The organism is Chlorogloeopsis sp. ULAP02 (assembly GCF_038404745.2).
Lineage (GTDB): Bacteria > Cyanobacteriota > Cyanobacteriia > Cyanobacteriales > Nostocaceae > Chlorogloeopsis.
Genome location: NZ_JAYKTT020000045.1, coordinates 131,281 through 147,481 on the forward strand (window position 1 = coordinate 131,281; position 16,201 = coordinate 147,481).

18 protein-coding genes and 1 pseudogene are annotated in these 16,201 nt (G+C 39.4%); 10 read left to right on the plus strand and 9 right to left on the minus strand.

The genetic code is table 11. From position 1 onward, the window contains the following. Positions 1-85: 85 nt before the first annotated feature. The 4 genes from U2718_RS16380 to U2718_RS16395 form a co-directional block, all read right to left on the minus strand. The gene (locus U2718_RS16380; RefSeq protein WP_341996853.1) at positions 86-1,744 is read right to left on the minus strand and encodes an alpha-amylase family glycosyl hydrolase; all 1,659 of its coding nucleotides are present in this window, start codon (positions 1,742-1,744) and stop codon (positions 86-88) included. 581 nt (positions 1,745-2,325) lie between these two features. Then, positions 2,326-2,709 carry a DUF1823 family protein gene (locus U2718_RS16385; protein ID WP_341996770.1) on the minus strand — a complete coding sequence of 128 codons (384 nt, stop codon included), beginning with the start codon at positions 2,707-2,709 and terminating at the stop codon, positions 2,326-2,328. A 92-nt stretch (positions 2,710-2,801) separates the two neighbouring features. Next, positions 2,802-3,371: a phycobiliprotein lyase gene (locus tag U2718_RS16390; RefSeq protein ID WP_341996772.1), complete on the minus strand. Its 570-nt coding sequence runs from the start codon at positions 3,369-3,371 to the stop codon at positions 2,802-2,804. Positions 3,372-3,489: 118 nt separating this feature from the next. Next, complete coding sequence (locus U2718_RS16395) at positions 3,490-4,173, minus strand: HEAT repeat domain-containing protein (protein ID WP_341996774.1); 684 nt, start codon at positions 4,171-4,173, stop codon at positions 3,490-3,492. Between the two features lie 433 nt (positions 4,174-4,606). Between U2718_RS16395 and U2718_RS16400 the strand changes: the two genes are divergently transcribed. Continuing rightward, positions 4,607-4,954: a translation initiation factor gene (locus U2718_RS16400; protein WP_341996776.1), complete on the plus strand. Its 348-nt coding sequence runs from the start codon at positions 4,607-4,609 to the stop codon at positions 4,952-4,954. A gap of 72 nt (positions 4,955-5,026) precedes the next feature. On the opposite strand, the gene U2718_RS16405 is transcribed toward U2718_RS16400, so the two are convergent. Both U2718_RS16405 and U2718_RS16410 read right to left on the minus strand, forming a co-directional pair. Then, positions 5,027-5,548, minus strand: a complete 522-nt coding sequence (locus U2718_RS16405) for a Coq4 family protein (RefSeq protein ID WP_341996777.1) — start codon at positions 5,546-5,548, stop codon at positions 5,027-5,029. 60 nt (positions 5,549-5,608) lie between these two features. Further along, positions 5,609-6,061 carry a hypothetical protein gene (locus tag U2718_RS16410; RefSeq protein ID WP_289788595.1) on the minus strand — a complete coding sequence of 151 codons (453 nt, stop codon included), beginning with the start codon at positions 6,059-6,061 and terminating at the stop codon, positions 5,609-5,611. 384 nt (positions 6,062-6,445) lie between these two features. On the opposite strand from U2718_RS16410, the gene U2718_RS16415 reads away from it, so the two are divergent. After that, complete coding sequence (locus tag U2718_RS16415; protein ID WP_341996855.1) at positions 6,446-6,682, plus strand: hypothetical protein; 237 nt, start codon at positions 6,446-6,448, stop codon at positions 6,680-6,682. Here the strand turns inward: U2718_RS16415 and U2718_RS16420 are convergent. Then, a pseudogene (locus tag U2718_RS16420) lies at positions 6,582-7,061 on the minus strand (Spy/CpxP family protein refolding chaperone). The gene U2718_RS16415 and the pseudogene U2718_RS16420 overlap by 101 nt on opposite strands. A gap of 225 nt (positions 7,062-7,286) precedes the next feature. Between U2718_RS16420 and U2718_RS16425 the strand changes: the two are divergent. Together U2718_RS16425 and U2718_RS16430 are read left to right on the plus strand one after the other, a co-directional pair. Further along, entirely contained in the window at positions 7,287-8,516 is a 1,230-nt protein-coding gene (locus U2718_RS16425) for a sensor histidine kinase (protein ID WP_341996781.1), read from the plus strand. After that, positions 8,491-9,150, plus strand: coding sequence for a response regulator transcription factor (locus tag U2718_RS16430; RefSeq protein ID WP_341996782.1), 660 nt, complete (start codon positions 8,491-8,493; stop codon positions 9,148-9,150). Before U2718_RS16425 ends, U2718_RS16430 begins: the two co-directional genes overlap by 26 nt. A gap of 13 nt (positions 9,151-9,163) precedes the next feature. Here the strand turns inward: U2718_RS16430 and U2718_RS16435 are convergent, their stop codons facing one another. Both U2718_RS16435 and U2718_RS16440 read right to left on the minus strand, forming a co-directional pair. Beyond that, a complete protein-coding gene (locus tag U2718_RS16435; protein WP_341996784.1) occupies positions 9,164-9,481 on the minus strand; it encodes a hypothetical protein in 318 nt (105 codons plus the stop codon). A gap of 21 nt (positions 9,482-9,502) precedes the next feature. Beyond that, complete coding sequence (locus tag U2718_RS16440) at positions 9,503-9,928, minus strand: nucleoside deaminase (protein ID WP_341996786.1); 426 nt, start codon at positions 9,926-9,928, stop codon at positions 9,503-9,505. 94 nt (positions 9,929-10,022) lie between these two features. Between U2718_RS16440 and U2718_RS16445 the strand changes: the two genes are divergently transcribed. The 6 genes from U2718_RS16445 (at position 10,023) to U2718_RS16470 (ending at position 16,023) form a co-directional block, all read left to right on the plus strand. After that, entirely contained in the window at positions 10,023-10,796 is a 774-nt protein-coding gene (locus tag U2718_RS16445; protein ID WP_341996788.1) for an ion transporter, read from the plus strand. An 84-nt stretch (positions 10,797-10,880) separates the two neighbouring features. Beyond that, entirely contained in the window at positions 10,881-11,555 is a 675-nt protein-coding gene (locus U2718_RS16450; RefSeq protein WP_341996790.1) for an OmpA family protein, read from the plus strand. A gap of 192 nt (positions 11,556-11,747) precedes the next feature. Continuing rightward, positions 11,748-13,310, plus strand: a complete 1,563-nt coding sequence (locus tag U2718_RS16455) for a DUF1565 domain-containing protein (protein WP_341996792.1) — start codon at positions 11,748-11,750, stop codon at positions 13,308-13,310. A gap of 433 nt (positions 13,311-13,743) precedes the next feature. Continuing rightward, positions 13,744-13,965, plus strand: a complete 222-nt coding sequence (locus U2718_RS16460; protein ID WP_016878964.1) for a hypothetical protein — start codon at positions 13,744-13,746, stop codon at positions 13,963-13,965. Positions 13,966-14,135: 170 nt separating this feature from the next. Continuing rightward, a complete protein-coding gene (locus U2718_RS16465) occupies positions 14,136-15,416 on the plus strand; it encodes an acetyltransferase (protein ID WP_341996794.1) in 1,281 nt (426 codons plus the stop codon). A gap of 22 nt (positions 15,417-15,438) precedes the next feature. After that, entirely contained in the window at positions 15,439-16,023 is a 585-nt protein-coding gene (locus U2718_RS16470; protein WP_341996796.1) for a hypothetical protein, read from the plus strand. Positions 16,024-16,201: the final 178 nt, after the last annotated feature.

Below are 16,201 nucleotides of genomic sequence, written 5' to 3' on the forward strand. Positions count from 1 at the left end.
AATCAATCGTGCTTGACGTTCTTGCCCCTTGTCTTCCCCTCTCCTTGTCACCTTGTTCTCTTTCTAGTCCCTATCCCCTAATTAATCATTGCCAAACCAGCACTTTAGCTTCGTACGGCCCAATATCAATCATGATGCCATCATCACCAGCTTCTACATCATAATCTCCTGTCCATTCGTGCCATGTACCAGCACTGGGGAAATTAGGAACATGATAACCAGCTAAGAAGTTTTCAGAAAAATTGGTTATAACCACTACACGGGAACCTTCATCATTCCAGCGACTGTAAGCTAGCACCTTAGCTTCTGGATTTTCGTGGATGAAGTCGATATTTTCTGTGTAGAGAGCATGATTGTTTTTACGCAGGTTAATTAAACCTTTGTAAGTTTCAAATAAACTGCGGTTTAAATCATTGCCTAAGAGTTGCCAGTCAATTTTAGCTGATTCTGGAGTTTTCGGTTTGTACTCACCAAACTCTTCACCCATCCAAACTAGAGGCACACCAACGGCTGTCATCAAAAGAGCTACGCCTAACTTTGCTCGCTTAAATGCTTCTTCGTCAAGGATACTGCGGTTTCCTAATTCCACCATTAAGCGATCGTGATCGTGATTTGTTAAATAATTCACGACATTTGTTGCACCTAAAAAGCCTTGACGTTTGCAGTCAATGACATCTTTGAGGCGTTCTATATCAAATGTGTCACCACAGATATGTTCTATGATGCAGTGATAGAAACTGTCATGCCAGCACCCATCCATTGGCCCATCTACATTGGTAATGCTGGGAGTTTCAGGAATATGTTCGGCAATGTTATAAAAAGGTTTAGCTCCGGCAGCGTTTTTTGCCTCTTGCACAATCCAGTGCATGAAGTCATAATTGGCAATTTGACGCGCTGCATCGTAGCGAATGCCATCAAGATGATATTCTTGAATCCAAAAACGAACTGTATCACCGATAAATCGGCGAGCAGGATAAGTCTCTAGATTCTCGTCATAGTGTTCATAATTAAATTCTGGCCCCCAGTTGTTATCTGGATCGCGGGGAGAGTGATGATACCAATAATCGTGGTCAATTTGTGTTAAAGGACTAGATGCTTCCGAGTGATTGTAAATACCATCAAGAATGATGCGAATTCCTCTGGCATGGCACTCATCAATGAGATTTTTTAATTCAGCTGTGGAGCCATAACTTGATTCAGTTGCAAAAAAATAGCGGGGATTGTAACCCCAACTGTAATCGCCAGGATATTCTTTAACTGGCATCAATTCAATAGCATTAATTCCTAATTCACATAAATAATCTAATTTTTCAATAACGTGCTTGTATTTTCCTCGTGCATAAGGGTCATCTTCACCACCAGAAAAATCCCCAACATGTAGTTCATAAATTACTAATTCATGGTCAGCGGGTAAGGGTTTGTCGTCATGTTTCCAAACATATGTATCGACTATTCTTTGCCCATCTTTGATTCTTGCTATACCGTTATCTTCTCCCCCATACTCATCAATATCAGTAGCATAGGGATCTGTAACATCAACCCATTGATCTGGTTCAAAAAACCACGATTTTGACTGTACACGAAATTTATATTTATATTCTCCGTCTTCTAATTCAACTGTTGTCCGGAAATAACCATCTTCTCCTTTTTCCATTGGTATTTCTTTCCAATCGGAAAAAGAACCTATTAAAGCTGCACCTTCATTATAGGGAGCAAATAATTTAAATTCTATTGGCTTTGGCATAGCAATATTTTGGTAGTAACATAGTGGCATAAGTATTTTCTTAATTTTCAAAAAAATAGCCAATCATTCTGTGGAAATAAATATTTAATAATTTCGTCTATCCACTGATATATTTTTTAATAAAAATAAAAAATTGAATATCTGAAGGTAGAGTGATCGTCATCCACTCAAGTTACATCTAAAGTATAAAAAATATCATTTTTGGTCAAATTTAAACAGTAAATACCCTCTTTCCCTGATTTCACCTATGTATATGGGTAGTTTTGATTAAAAAAGTAGCAGCGATCGCGATTGAGTAATTGGTAGGATAAATTTTAACAGGGAACGGTAAACAGGAAAACAACGGGTGTAATTAATTCTGTCTAAGTACTTAATTGATAGTTTGAGGTTAAATTAAGTTAAACAAAAGGTTTTCAAGAGATTGTAGAATACAAAACTACTTAATTTAACACTGATTGCAATATCAAAATATTACTGCTAGGATTTTTGGCAACACCATTAATTCTGTAAAAACACTTACACTCCCCTTAACCGCTCAAGGGGAGATTTTATATTCAGTAGGCGAGTGCTTGAAGCGATCGCTACATTGAATCAATATCGTCAGTATTTTGTTGCATATAGCTTAATAACCAATTAGCTGCCGTTGCCCTACGAGTTTGCCGAGGGCCAAATTCTCCTATTTTATAGCCTTTAAAACCCAGTTTTTCTTTTAGTAGTTGTTTGTTCTCTGGGGGAATAGAACGAGTCAACTTAACTGTAGCAGGGCGACTTTCAATAAAATCTGGTGGTTGTGGATATTCATCTCGCCACTCAGCAGACACCTGTTGATTGTCCCACTTTTGGGTTGTAGAGTCGTAGCGATAGCCCAGGCACTTCCACACCAATTGGTTCACTGTGGCATCATCAATTTCTTCTTTGAGAATTGCCCAAATGATTTCTGTGTTAAGTTGTGGCAAATTAGACATAAAAACAATAGGGAACAGGAAACAGGGGACAGGGAACAGTTATCAGTGAGCAGAAAAGGGAAACTGATAACTGATAACTGCTAGCGGCTAAACTAACTTGATACTGAATTAGCTGCCTCTGATGCCTTTGCTGCTGGTGCAGCACTACCCATGCGAATCTCAGAAGTAAAAGAAGCCATGCTAAAACCACCAAAGCGCTTCAGAACACTAACTCGCATCCGTAGATTGGGGCTAGCAAACCATAAGCGCTCTTCAGACCACATAGTTTCATATTCTGTAGTGAGTGTCAAAGCGCCGTCGCCACCCATTTTATAGCTGCCGGCAACTGGCATTTTTTCTGCGTAACCCATTTCTCGCAGCAACTTACCTTCATGGGGATTATCTTCATCAGGCACTGTTACTAATACTGTGGAACCAACGTGCTTTTGTTCATCCCATTCCATTGTGCCGTTCCAACTGACCCTAGCACCACAAGAAGCCCGATTAGGCTCGATTGCGTACTGTTCGCAGAGTTTAACAACTTCTGGATGATCTGCCGCCAGCATTTCAATTGTGATGTCTGACTTGCCAGATTCGGATTGTTTAAAAGCCAAGTGGTGACTAGTACGATGGGAAAACCATTTACCAGCACTTAACTGAAAAAATTCTTCAATATTATTCATGAATCAAATTACCTTGCGTCAAAATCCTTACGATCCCACTTAATTACAAGGTAGCAGGAGGAGTTGCTTTATAGATGGGTGATTCAAAGCTAATGGCTAATGGCTAATTCTTTAGCTATTAAACATCAGTCATTCGTGCTTCTTCAAGCCTTTTGAGACAAACCCTTGCTGCCTCAGCAACGTGTGGGTGTCCGTCTTTTTCGAGATATTTTAAAGCTGACAAACTTTTGGGTGTAGGTAGATGTCCCAAAGCTTCTGCTAGACGTTGCCGCACTAACCAATCTTCTGCTTGGGCAAAACGCAGTATCCGATCTACTGCATCGATATCTTTAATTTCTCCCAATGCAGCGATCGCTGCTTGTTGGATTACGACTTCCTCACTTTCTAATGCTTTGTAGAGAATTTCACGGGCGCGAGAGTCTTTAATATTACCCAAAGATACGGCAGCACTAAAGCGTACTAGCCAATCTGTATCTTCGTAAAAAGCTCGTGATAGTGGTTCAAAAGCTCTAATATCACCCAAGTAACCTAAAGCACCAGCCGCATCAGCGCGAATGCCATAATCCGGATCAGTTTCTAGAATTTTGACTAGAATAGGATAGCACTCTGGAGTTGGTTTCACTCCCAAGGCAAAGATTGCCATCGACCGTAATTGGAGAGAATCATCATCCAAAACCTTTTTAATCAAAGGTACGGCGTCTTCTGCTGGTACATCCCGCAAAGAAGCAAGGGCAACCATGCGATCACGTAAATTCGGACTTTCTAATTGAGCGGAAATTTCCTCTATGCTTGGAGTTGGCATCTGGTTTAATGCACTTTTGCTACTTACATCCATACAAGTATCATTACCGATCCAGCTATAGATTACTAGGAGGATAACCGCTCAAAATTTTCACATTAGGCAAAAGGATGGGGGACACGGAGAATCGTAAATCACGTTTTGCCACTCTGCCCACGCCAGTCGCCACCCTGACGGGAAGCCCTTCGGGTACTCTACGAGAAGCCGCCTTTCAGGCGTCTACGCAGTCACCTGCGCTCGTGTTACCCTCCCGCAGTGCTGGACTCACCGCCCACTCTCCAAGAAGCCAGGCTACGCCTGTCTACCGGGCGTCTACAAGTCGGCAAAGCCGCCCAACGCGCTGGCTCCCCTAGTCCCTAGTTTCTATTGCCTGTAACCTTGTAAAAAGCGATATATTTACGGTTATTACTAATCCTGATTTTTATTAATTAAGTTTATGGCTTCCGAAAAGGGTAAATCTTCAAGCGATCACTTTGTCTACCGAGAATTTGGGCAAGACAACTCAGCAGCCTTAGAAAGAGCAATTCAAGAACTACCCCCCCAGAAACAAAACTTACGCGTACAAGCTACTCGTGCTGGACGTAAAGGTAAAACTGTAACTGTGATTAACGGTTTTCAGACCAAGTCAGAAACCTTACAAGCCTTATTAAAGCAGTTAAAAACACAATGTGGAACAGGTGGTACTGTTAAAGACAATGAAATTGAAATTCAAGGCGATCACAAGCAGAAAATACTGGAAATTTTGACTAAACTGGGTTACAAAGCCAAAATTAGTGGCGGGTAAAGAGGACAAGGGGAGGGGGAGACAAGGAGACAAAAAAGCAGAGGAGAACAACCAACTACTAACTCTTAGCCCCTAATCCCTATTAATCGCAAACATAGCTTGTACATCTTTTAAGGGTAAGTGCCAAAGTAACTCCGGTTGCCAACTATCTGGATCGAAGTGGGAGTTAAAACCGCGTTGGTAGGCTTGCCACAGTCTTTGCCAATTAAACTTTTGTTGCTTGTCTACTTGTCTGTGAATCATTCGCAACAACCCTAATCCCAGCAACAGGTTAGCTAATCTAAATTTTGCTCCCAGTAAAAACGCTTGTACTTCTGCTTCACCAATGGGATCTGTACCATAACCTGTGAGGATATGAACACCATCGTGAAGTTGCTTGCGACGAGGGCCTGTAGTAAAGGGTGCTATATTATTTTCATCTAGAAAGTCTGCCCAAGTCCTGCCAAAACTACCAACAGGTAAGGAGCGCAATTTTTCTATACGCACCACTTGAGGAACATTTAGACCTTTTTTTTCAGTTATGCGATCAACTAAATCTAAAAACCTTTGAATGCGAGGAGCAGAATCAAAAGAAGCGCTCAGTGGCTGAATCATAATCTATGAACGGAGGAATAAGGTGGGCAAGCAGCCCACCATAGTGCTAGCTAAAGTAGATTAGCGTGGTTTTGGCTGTGGTTGTTGTGGTTGCTGACGCTGCAAATTATTCTGGTATTCTTGTATTTTTTTCTTTTGATCAGCAGTTAAAACAGCTTCCATCCGCTGTTGCGACGACATCATGATTTTCCGCAACTCAGTTTGCTGCTGTGGGGTAAATTGTAGAGCAGCAAATGCCTGTTGCGGAGGTGTACCTTGATTCATCGCAGTTTGAATTTGACTACGTTGCTCTTTGGTTAGAACATTTTCAATTTGTTTGCGAACATCGGCACGAATTTTTTTAATTTGATCTTGTTGTTGAGCCGATAACTGTAAACGCAGTGGTTGCTGTTGCTGTTGTTGTATCTGTTGCTGTGGTGGTTGGTTTGTTTGTGCTTGAGTTGGGCGTAGGGGGACTGCTGTTAGACTTAGGGCGATAGCTCCGGCTATCAGTGTCAAGTTTTTGAGCTTCATTTATTGCCTCGCGGATTTCTCCCGTTTAATTTCACCATTATAGAAACTGATTACCCAATACCATGACCGGGAAATTTACGAATGTGTTTCTGTAGTGCGATGATAAGGTTTTTGTTGCCTACACTGGTTGATTAAGCAGATTTATTGCTTTGTTTACGATTGGAATTACGGTTTACTTGGATGCTATCCAGATAACCGCAATATAATCCTCTAGATTTTTGTATGTTCAGAATTACAAATTATTATGAATAGTAATTTTAATATTTCTCATACTACACATGCTACTAAATCGTATCATTGATTACATAAAAGTAGTCTAAAAAATTATCCATGACATTAAGCAAGGAAAAGGTTAAAGGTTAAAGGGGAAGGAATTTAACTAAAATGTACTCTCTTACCCTTTATCCTTTACCTAATTATCTGCAAGAAGCTTTAAGATTTGGAACGGATACTACTCAATACAGATATCCATTCCAATTAGATTTTTTCAATCATTTTAAGAACCCTTGGCGTGAAGCGATTAGGGATTGGAATTATTATTTTGTTGACGGCGCGATCGCATATTTTGCCTATTTTGCCGGAACTCCTCTAATCTCTGCCTTTGCTCAGAAGTCAGGATAGCTTCCATCTTAGATTTCTGTGTCTGCATGATTTGCCGCATCTGGTTTTTCTGTGCATCAGTAAGATTTAGATTCTGCCATACTTGACGCTTCCCTTGACGATTTTGTCTGGCAGTTTGTAACTGCTCTCGTTGTTATGAGGTGAGAATTCCTTCTATTTGAGCTTGAGTCTCGCGGCGAATTTCTGCCATTTGAGCTTTTTGTGCATCTGTTAATTCTAAGCGATTAAATTTGCCCTCACCTTTGCGTGGAACTTGTGTTGGGGTTTGTGCTATTTGCATGGATGAGGAGGAAATTGTTTCTGCTTTGACTGCAAAAGGTATGGCAGTTAAACTCAAGGCAAAAGTACCGACAATCAGTGATAATTTTTTAAGTTGCATTTAGGTTCCCCTGTGTTTTTAATTCCTCCTCTACATCCTAGAGATAGATGCATACTATGCACATGAGTATAAAGTCATGTATGCATCTATGACTGAAGTCATGTTTTTAATGTGAGACTTGTAAACGGTTTTAAGCTTAGTTTAAATTTAGAATTTAAGCAGTGAGAAATCTTAAAATAAGTGTAGTTTGCAAGCATAAATAATTTAATAGGCAGGTATATTTCTGTGAGTCGTCCTATTTCAATTTTTAATCATCCCTTTCGTTTTTTACTTTATTTAGAGTGGATATTACTGAGTTTTGCTGCTTTGAGCGCTTTAATACCGCCTCCTTTTCGGCGTTTACCTACCAGATTCACCGAACTCACAATTTGTTCTCTAATTATTTTTGGTTTAATGGGCTTAAGACTGCCCCAAAGAAATCAAACTTTTAAAATTATTTATACAGGACTAGAAATATTTTTAATAGTTATTACTAGTTTTTTCGGTGGAATTACATCTAGAATTTTTCCATTTTTATACTTGATTTTAGTTACTAGAAGTTGCTTGATTTTCCAAATCAAAGGTCGTTTGGTAGTTACTGCTTTATCTTTTATTTTTTTCTTGTTGGCATTAAGACGAAGATTTGACCGCATCCCCTCATCACCAACTGAACAAGAACGATTTTTATTTTTCAGTTTTAATTTCGCGGTCATGTTCGGATTATCTTTAATATTTGTATTGCTATTAATGAATACTGTCTTATCTGAACGAAAAAGTCGAGAAGAACTAGCAATTGCTAATGATAAACTTCGTCAGTATGCTTTGCGAATCGAAAGCCAGGCTACTTTAGAAGAACGTAATCGCATTGCTCGTGAAATCCATGACTCGTTGGGACATTCTCTCACAGCTTTAAATCTGCAACTAGAAACGGCTTTAAAACTTTGGCAATCCCAACCAGAAAAAGCTCAAACTTTTCTAACAAGAGCAAAAGAACTCGGTTCCAAGTCGCTACAAGATGTACGGCACTCTGTTTCTGCTATGCGTTCTCATCCTTTGCAAGAACAATCTCTAGAGCAGGCAATAGCAGGACTTGCAGAAAATATGCAGCGTGCGATTGGAGTTTCTCCAATATGTAAAATTGACTTGGTTTCCCTAATCTCTTCTGAGATTACCACTCCTATTTACCGAATTATTCAAGAGTCTTTCACAAATATTTGCAAACATTCTCAAGCAACAGAAGTTACACTGGAACTAACAACGACAAATACAAATTTATACTTGATTATCAAAGATAATGGCAAAGGTTTTGATTTAGGACAAAATACAACTGGTTTTGGACTAAAAAGTATGCGCGATCGCACGTTAGCATTAGGAGGAAAATTTCATATCAATAGTACTCCTGAAAATGGTTGCCAAATTATAGTTGAGATTCCTTTAATGAGCAGAAGCAATGATAAAAGTACTGCTAGTAGATGATCAACATTTAATTCGTCAGGGATTAAAAACTTTACTAGAACTTGAAGCAGATTTAGAAATCGTTGGGGAAACAGAAAATGGTGAAAGTGCTTTGAAGTTAATCGCAGAATTACATCCAGATGTAGTATTGATGGATATTAGAATGCCTGTTATGGATGGAGTGGCAACAACACGGGAAATTCACAGACTTTTTTCTGGTATCAAAGTTTTAGTATTAACTACTTTTGATGATGATGAATATGTCACAGCAGCCTTACAAAATGGAGCAATGGGCTATTTGCTTAAAGACACTCCTTCAGAAGAGTTAGCTTTTGCAATCCGTGCTGTTTATAAAGGATATACTCAATTAGGCCCAGGAATAGTAAAAAAGCTTTTGACTCACTTTTCATCAAATGGAGTCATTAACTCACCACCTCCACCTAGATTGGCTGAACTTACTCCCAGAGAAAAAGAAGTTTTACAGTTAATTGCTGTCGGTGCTACGAATAAAGAAATAGCTCAACAACTTTATATTTCTGAAGGAACCGTCAAAAATCATGTGACGAATATTTTGAATCGTTTAAATTTACGCGATCGCACCCAAGCAGCAATTTTTGCTAATTCGTTTTTATCTTATTTAGAAAACTCTAATTAAACTTAGCTGTTGACTAATTTTGCCTCAGGGTAGACATAACTTGTAGAGTAACATCCTTACCACCTCTCAAATTAATAAAAATAGACTGGATTGTGTAGATGATACCCCACGGTATTCCCCACCAACCTAACAATAGTGAAATTAATGTATATTTAATACTTTTTATAAAAGCTAATTCCCTATATTTAATAAAGTAAATATTAGAACTCCGTTTAAAAGTCAAAATAACTATAGAGAAACAATAAAGAAAAACAACAAATTTAGCTCCTTTAGATAGCTCTTGATAAACTTCTTCTATGCTCATTTCTTCTAAGCCAATTATTTTTGTCATTTCCCTTTCGCTTTTTTACACCTACTCAAATAACTTTAAACACTCTTCTCTTAAAACTCCTTTGACAACCTCAATTTTTTGAAAGGATTTAGCAATTAATTCCTCGCAAGATATATTAATCTGAGATTGATTAACTGAAATTAAATCCTCAATTGAAGCACCATAAACTATTTCTGATATCCCTGCCCAAATGCAAGCAGTTGCGCACATCGGACATGGCTCACCAGTTGTATATATTGTGTAACCCTCTAAGTTAGGAGTTTTCACTTTACTTGTCAAACTTCTAATCGCATTTATTTCTGCATGAGCTGAAGGATCACTGTCTCTTTTGACAGTATTATATGCTACAGCAACTACTATATCATCTTTGCTGATCACCGCACCATAAGGAGCATCTCCTTTTTTGGCTTCTTCTAAAGCCAAGCGCATAAAATCTTCTGGAGTCATCAGATAATAAAGATTGAAAGTGTATAAGTATTAAGATTATTGTATTTTAAATCTAATCTCTGCGAATGCATTGAAAAAATAACAGGTATTAAATATGCTACTTCTCAGGGAAAAAACGGCATTTTACTTAAAAGATTTAGAAACACCAGTAGGTAAAACGATTAATTTAGCGATTGCGGGGTTAGTTTTACTGTCATCAATAATTTTTGTGGCTGAAACATATCAGATTCCTGATACTGTCAGATTTAACTTAAATACAATAGATACTATAATTTTGATTATTTTTGCACTAGAATATCTTCTCAGATTATGGAGTTCAGATAACAAAATAAAATATATATTTAGTTTTTATGCCCTTATAGACTTAATGGCAATTGTGCCATATTTCCTTGGAGTAATTGATATTAGCTTCATTCGTTTATTACGTTGGTTTAGAATTTTGCGTTTGCTTAGGTTTATCGATAGAAAATTTTTGTTCGGCATCAGCAGTGATGATGGAGTAATTTTTGCCAGGATACTATTTACTTTATTTGCAATTATCTTTGTATATTCTGGCTTGATTTATCAAGTCGAACATCCAGTCAATCCAAAAGTTTTTGTTACTTTTTTGGATGCTTTTTATTTTTCAATTGTAACAATGACAACAGTAGGATTTGGCGATGTTACTCCTGTTTCAGAATTAGGACGACTACTAACAGTTTTAATGATTTTGACAGGTATTGCTTTAATTCCTTGGCAAGTAGGTGATTTGATTAAGCGCTTAGTCAAGACTGCTAATCAGGTAGAAACTGTCTGCCTTGGATGCGGTTTGGCTTTCCACGATGTAGACGCCAAATTTTGCAAGATTTGCGGGACAAAGTTGAATTAGAAATGGACTGAGTGACAAAAATACCATTTCCTGGTAATAATCCTTTATGACTTTAGCGAGAGATACTGTCTGCTGATTGAGTGTATGTTGGATAACAAAAGCCAGAAATCATCTACCCGTAAAATGCACTCACTTCGTTTTCTTCTCTATTTACTGGCTATTACCTTTATAAGTGTTAGTTGTAATTTTATACTTCGTGCAACGGCACAGTCAGAAGATAACTTACCAAATGTTCAAACATCTACAACAAAGGTTCAGGAATTTAAGGCTTCAGAAGTCGTTCCTCCTAGCGTTAAATTTCCTGAGAACACATTTCCTCAAGTTAAATTTTCAGAAATTGGATGTGAGCAAATTTACGTCCAAGAAAATAAATATTTAACAATTATTACCCTGCCAGCGGATCTTGTGTTTGACTCTGACGAAGATAAAATTCGTCCAGAAGCAGAAAAAGCACTGCGTCAAGTTAGTCAAGCAATAACTAATCGCTATCCAGACACTTGGTTACAAATTTTAGGGCATACTGACTCTGTAGTCGGTAAAATCGATAATCTTAAGTTATCAGAACAGCGTGTCACAACCTTACAACGGTGGTTAAGTGAAAAAGGTGGTGTCAAAATTTCTTTAATGACAAAGGAGGGTTACGGCGAAACTCAGCCAGTTGCACCCAATACCAATTCTGATGGTTCCGATAACCCAAAAGGAAGGCAAAAGAACCGTCGGATAGAAATTGTGGTTCAGAAGCAAGCAAATCAGGTTTAACTGCAACAAGAGACTAGGAGCACTTAGGTTAGGAGCTTTCGTTATGAGATGAATCACACGCGTGACTGCCTTAGCTGCTAAAACGACGGAAAAAAGCTAAATAGCAGAAATTTTTCACTAATTTAAGGAATCCTTTGCTAGTAAATAGGAGTGTTAGCGGTAGGATGTCTATGTCTTTTTGACAGTATAAATATGCCTGACACTATTTACGTGAATCCGGTAGTTGGCAATGATACCGCTAATGCTAGCCAACAAACACCTTTAAAAACTATTACGCAAGCTCTTAATAAAGCTACATCCGGTACGCAGATTCAACTAGCAGATGGTACTTACAATGTTGCTAACGGTGAAGCATTTCCTTTATCAGTTCCCAGTGGAGTCTCCATCATTGGTAATGAAGTAAATAAGGGTAGCAGTATATTAATTGAAGGCAGCGGCGAATACCTCAGCCGTACTTTCGCCCGGCAAAATGTCACATTTGTGCTTGCAAACGCTTCCCAACTCCGGGGAGTAACTGTAACAAATTCATCTATCCGTGGTAGTGGCGTCTGGATAGAATCAACTAGTCCTACAGTTGCAAATTGTACTTTTAGGCAGTGCAAGCGAGAAGGAGTTTTTGTGACTGGTGAAGCCAATCCAGTTATCCGTGATAATCAGTTTACGGAAAACGTTGCCAATGGCATGGCGATCGCCAAAAATGCCCAAGGTGATATTAGAGGTAATACTTGCTTCAACACAGGTTTTGGTATTGCTATAAGTGATAGTGCTTCCCCGAAACTTACAGACAACAAAATTTACGAAAACCGTTCTGGAATTGTCATTTCTGGTGATGCTCGCCCGGTATTGCGCAATAATTTATGCGAAAAAAATATTCAAGACGGGTTGACAGTAATTGTAAATGCACTACCAGATATTGGCAGTACTAATAACCCAGGAGGTAATATCTTCCGCAATAATGGTCAATTTGATATTCAAAATGCTACTTCAAATAAGCTGGTTTCTGTTGGAAATCAAATAGATCCTGCCAAAGCTAAGGGTAGTATTGAATTTACTGATAATCAAGTTCCTACTCCCATTCCCACCCCTTCGCCAAATCCTACACCGACGCCGACACCAGAACCAATACCAGAACCAATCCTAACTCCTATACCCACACCTATACCAATACCCAGCGTTAGCAATCTAACTGATATTAAAGGTCATTGGGCTGCTACTTTTATTCAGGAACTAGTTAAATTAGATATTATTAAAGGTTTTCCCGATCGCACATTTAAACCCGATGCAACGATGACACGGGCACAATATGCGGCATTGCTTGTCAAAGCTTTCAATCCATCAGCCAAAAGGCAAACAATCAAATTCAAGGATGTAGCAGAAAGTTTTTGGGCATATAAAGTTATTGAAAAAGCATATCAAGGACAATTTCTCTCTGGTTATCCTGATAGCACTTTTCACCCCAACGAAAACATTCAACGTGTGCAAGTCATTGTTTCTCTAGTAAATGGATTGGGGCTAACTACTAGTGCTAACAAAGCCGTAAAACCTTACGACGATCAGGCAAAAATTCCTAACTATGCCAAGGATGAAGTAGTTACTGCCACTCAAAAACAGATAATTGTCAACTATCCGAAACTTAACCTACTCAACCCCACCCGCGAAGCTACACGCGCAGAGGTGGCAGCGATGGTGTATCAAGCATTAGTTGACGCTGGTCGTGTAGCGACGATAGATTCACCCTACATTGTGGCTGCTTAGTATTTAATTTTTGTTTAATTTTTGCTGGGTGGGCATCTTGCCTGCCCTATATGCGATCGCAAAGCAGAATAACATCAGCTACCTGTGTGGATAATCTCGACAAGTTACTATTTAAAATAAAGCAAAAAGAAGCATCCCTCTTAAGATAGATAATTTTTTGGGGACAATCCTTAAAGTTAACTACGAAGTTTTAAATCCTAAATTCACCAACTGTTTTATCACCAACATAATTTTTATAAATATCAAAAGCTCTAGTATAAAACAGCAAATAATCATACAATGAAATGTTAGTTGCTGGTCGTAGTAATTGTTACTTCATTGGCTTAGATTCACGGTTGTTAAGTGAGGTAGATTAAAAAGTTTAAGCTTGTCCTTTAACTTTTCGGTTTACCTTGTCAAAGAAACTTGGCGAACTATTAGGTATCAAAGAATAATGTTTAAACGTCGCACAATACTAGCTGGTCTAACTGTGCTTGGCTTAACATTGGCCGTTAGTACACAAGTCTACGGACAATCCACTAGCGGGCCAGAAGCTTGGGAGAATGTCTATAACGAGGCGGTTGCTGGGGCAACAACGACAATTACAGCTTCGATTTTAAACATAGTATTTAACCTGCTAACATTCCTTAACTTGGCAGGTTTTTGGGGCGGTTAACCCTCTATCTCATACTCAAACAGAGAAAGGGTCTAAATAGGACTTTTGCAATTTGATTTTTTGATAATTCTTGCGCCTGCGATCGCGATCGCCTGACTATATCTCTAACTCCAATGGCGCAGATTATTCCATAGCCAAATATTCCATAACCCGTGAGGAGTTTTCTTTCTATGTTCAAACCTCGCGCAATTTTTAGCGCCTTAGCTGCAATTATCCTAGCGCTTGTCATCGGTACACAGATATATAAACAACCTGCCGTTGCTTCTGCAGGGGTATGTAATCCAACTGTGGCTAACCTACCTATATGTCCAAGTGCAGCACCTTCAGAGACAGCTAGTTTCATCGATCCAACTGCAACAATCACCAATCCAACAAATATTAGCTTGGGCGAAAAAGTCTATGTTGCACCATTTGCCGAGTTAAACGCTAATACTGCCCCCATTAGCATTGCAGCAGATTCTAACGTCCAAGAGCAAGTGAAAATTACAGCTTCGGGAACGGGAGTGGAGATTGGCCCGCGAGTGATTATGGCACACATGGCTACCATCAAAGGTGCAGCCAAAATCGGTACTCAAGGCTCAACCGGGCCTTTTACCGACCCGATTACCAATACTCAGTTCAACAACGATATTCCAGAGACTTTTCTTGCCTTCAACTGTGAAATAGACGGTGCAACTATAGAAAGAAACACGGTAGTCAACTTTCTCTCGCGGGTTGGCCCTGGCGTTACCTTACCTGCTGGTAAAGTTGTCCTGCCAGGTAAAAACGTCACAACTAACTTAGAAGCTACTAGCGGTACTTTGGGAAAGGTGGCAAACCTGACACAAGCCGACGTTGCATTGATGGAAGGCGTCATTGAAGTCAATCAGGCATTTGCCAAAGGTTACACAGAATTGGCCAGAGCAGACTTGTCAAACGTAAGAGGGATAAATTACGCTCCAGTCACATCTTTTAACTCCGGAGGTCTGCCACAGATAGGTGGGAATGTCACTCGCGATCCAAACTTTCGTAATCGCATCATCGGCAATATCATTCTGCAAGATTCTTTAGCAACGCTCTCCAACAAAATAGGTAATAGAATTTCGCTGCGTGCTGATGAGGGTCAACCTTTTAATGTCGGGACAATTGCTGGTATGGCAAATGATGTTGTCTTTCACGCTTTAGCAACAACTAGCTTGACTCTTGGTAATAATATTGGCTATGGGCCTCGTGTTCTAATTCATGGTGGTAGACAAGTTGTCAATGGTGTTGCTAATGGCCCTGAAACCAGAATAGATGATTCCGTAGGGCTAGGGCCGAACTCTGTCATATTCCGCTCAGTCATTGGCAGCAGATCGGCAGTTGGGCAAAAAAGCGCAGTCTTCAATTCCACACTGGCTCCCAGAACGGCGATCGGTTCTCGAACAATCTATGCCGACAACGGCAACATCATTTTACCTGTGGAGTGGTAAGCAATTAACTTTTGCATAAATTATGAATCTGAAAATCTTGTCGCTAGTGCAATTACAGTGCCTACGATTGATTGTGCTGTTCACTTTGATATTCGTACTGATACTAAGTGTTGATGACGGTTCATCTATAGCCGCACAGAAGGTTGGGCAACCAGGATTTATAGACCCCGTCAATACTGACATCACCTCCAATCAGCCTCAGGTAGTACAACCTTCAGTCACCGGACTTGTTTCTACATTGTCGGATGAGGTCGAGGAATTACCAGCACAGTTAATTCGCTGGTCAACTTACTGGCAACTTTGCTGGCAACCATATCCCGAAGCTAAAGAATACGAACTGCAAGCAGTGCTTATGCAAGGCAAGTCTCCTAAGTTGCAACGTCAAAGCGATCGCTGCTTTCGTATACAAGCTGCATCTAATGAAAACCAAAAATCACAAGGATTACTCAACCGCGAACTAATCTTGTTGATGCATAAGATTCAGCTTGGTTATCGAGTGCGAGCTGTCTTAGATCACAACCGCGTCAGTGAATGGTCTCAGGTAATGGCAGTCGGTGCAACTACTGTTTCTGAATCGAATGGTACTAAGATAAGTGCAAATCCCTGATATTACTGACTTTAGAATGTAGGGTTTAGGAAATTAAAAACAAGACAGTTCTGTTTCTTTTGTCACAAGTTGAGGCTCTTTGGCAGTGATTGTCAAAGAGCTTTTATAATAAGCTTGAAAGCAGCCGATAGGCGACGCACCACCCGCTATGAATGTGGAGTTTGGAGGGCGTTTGAAG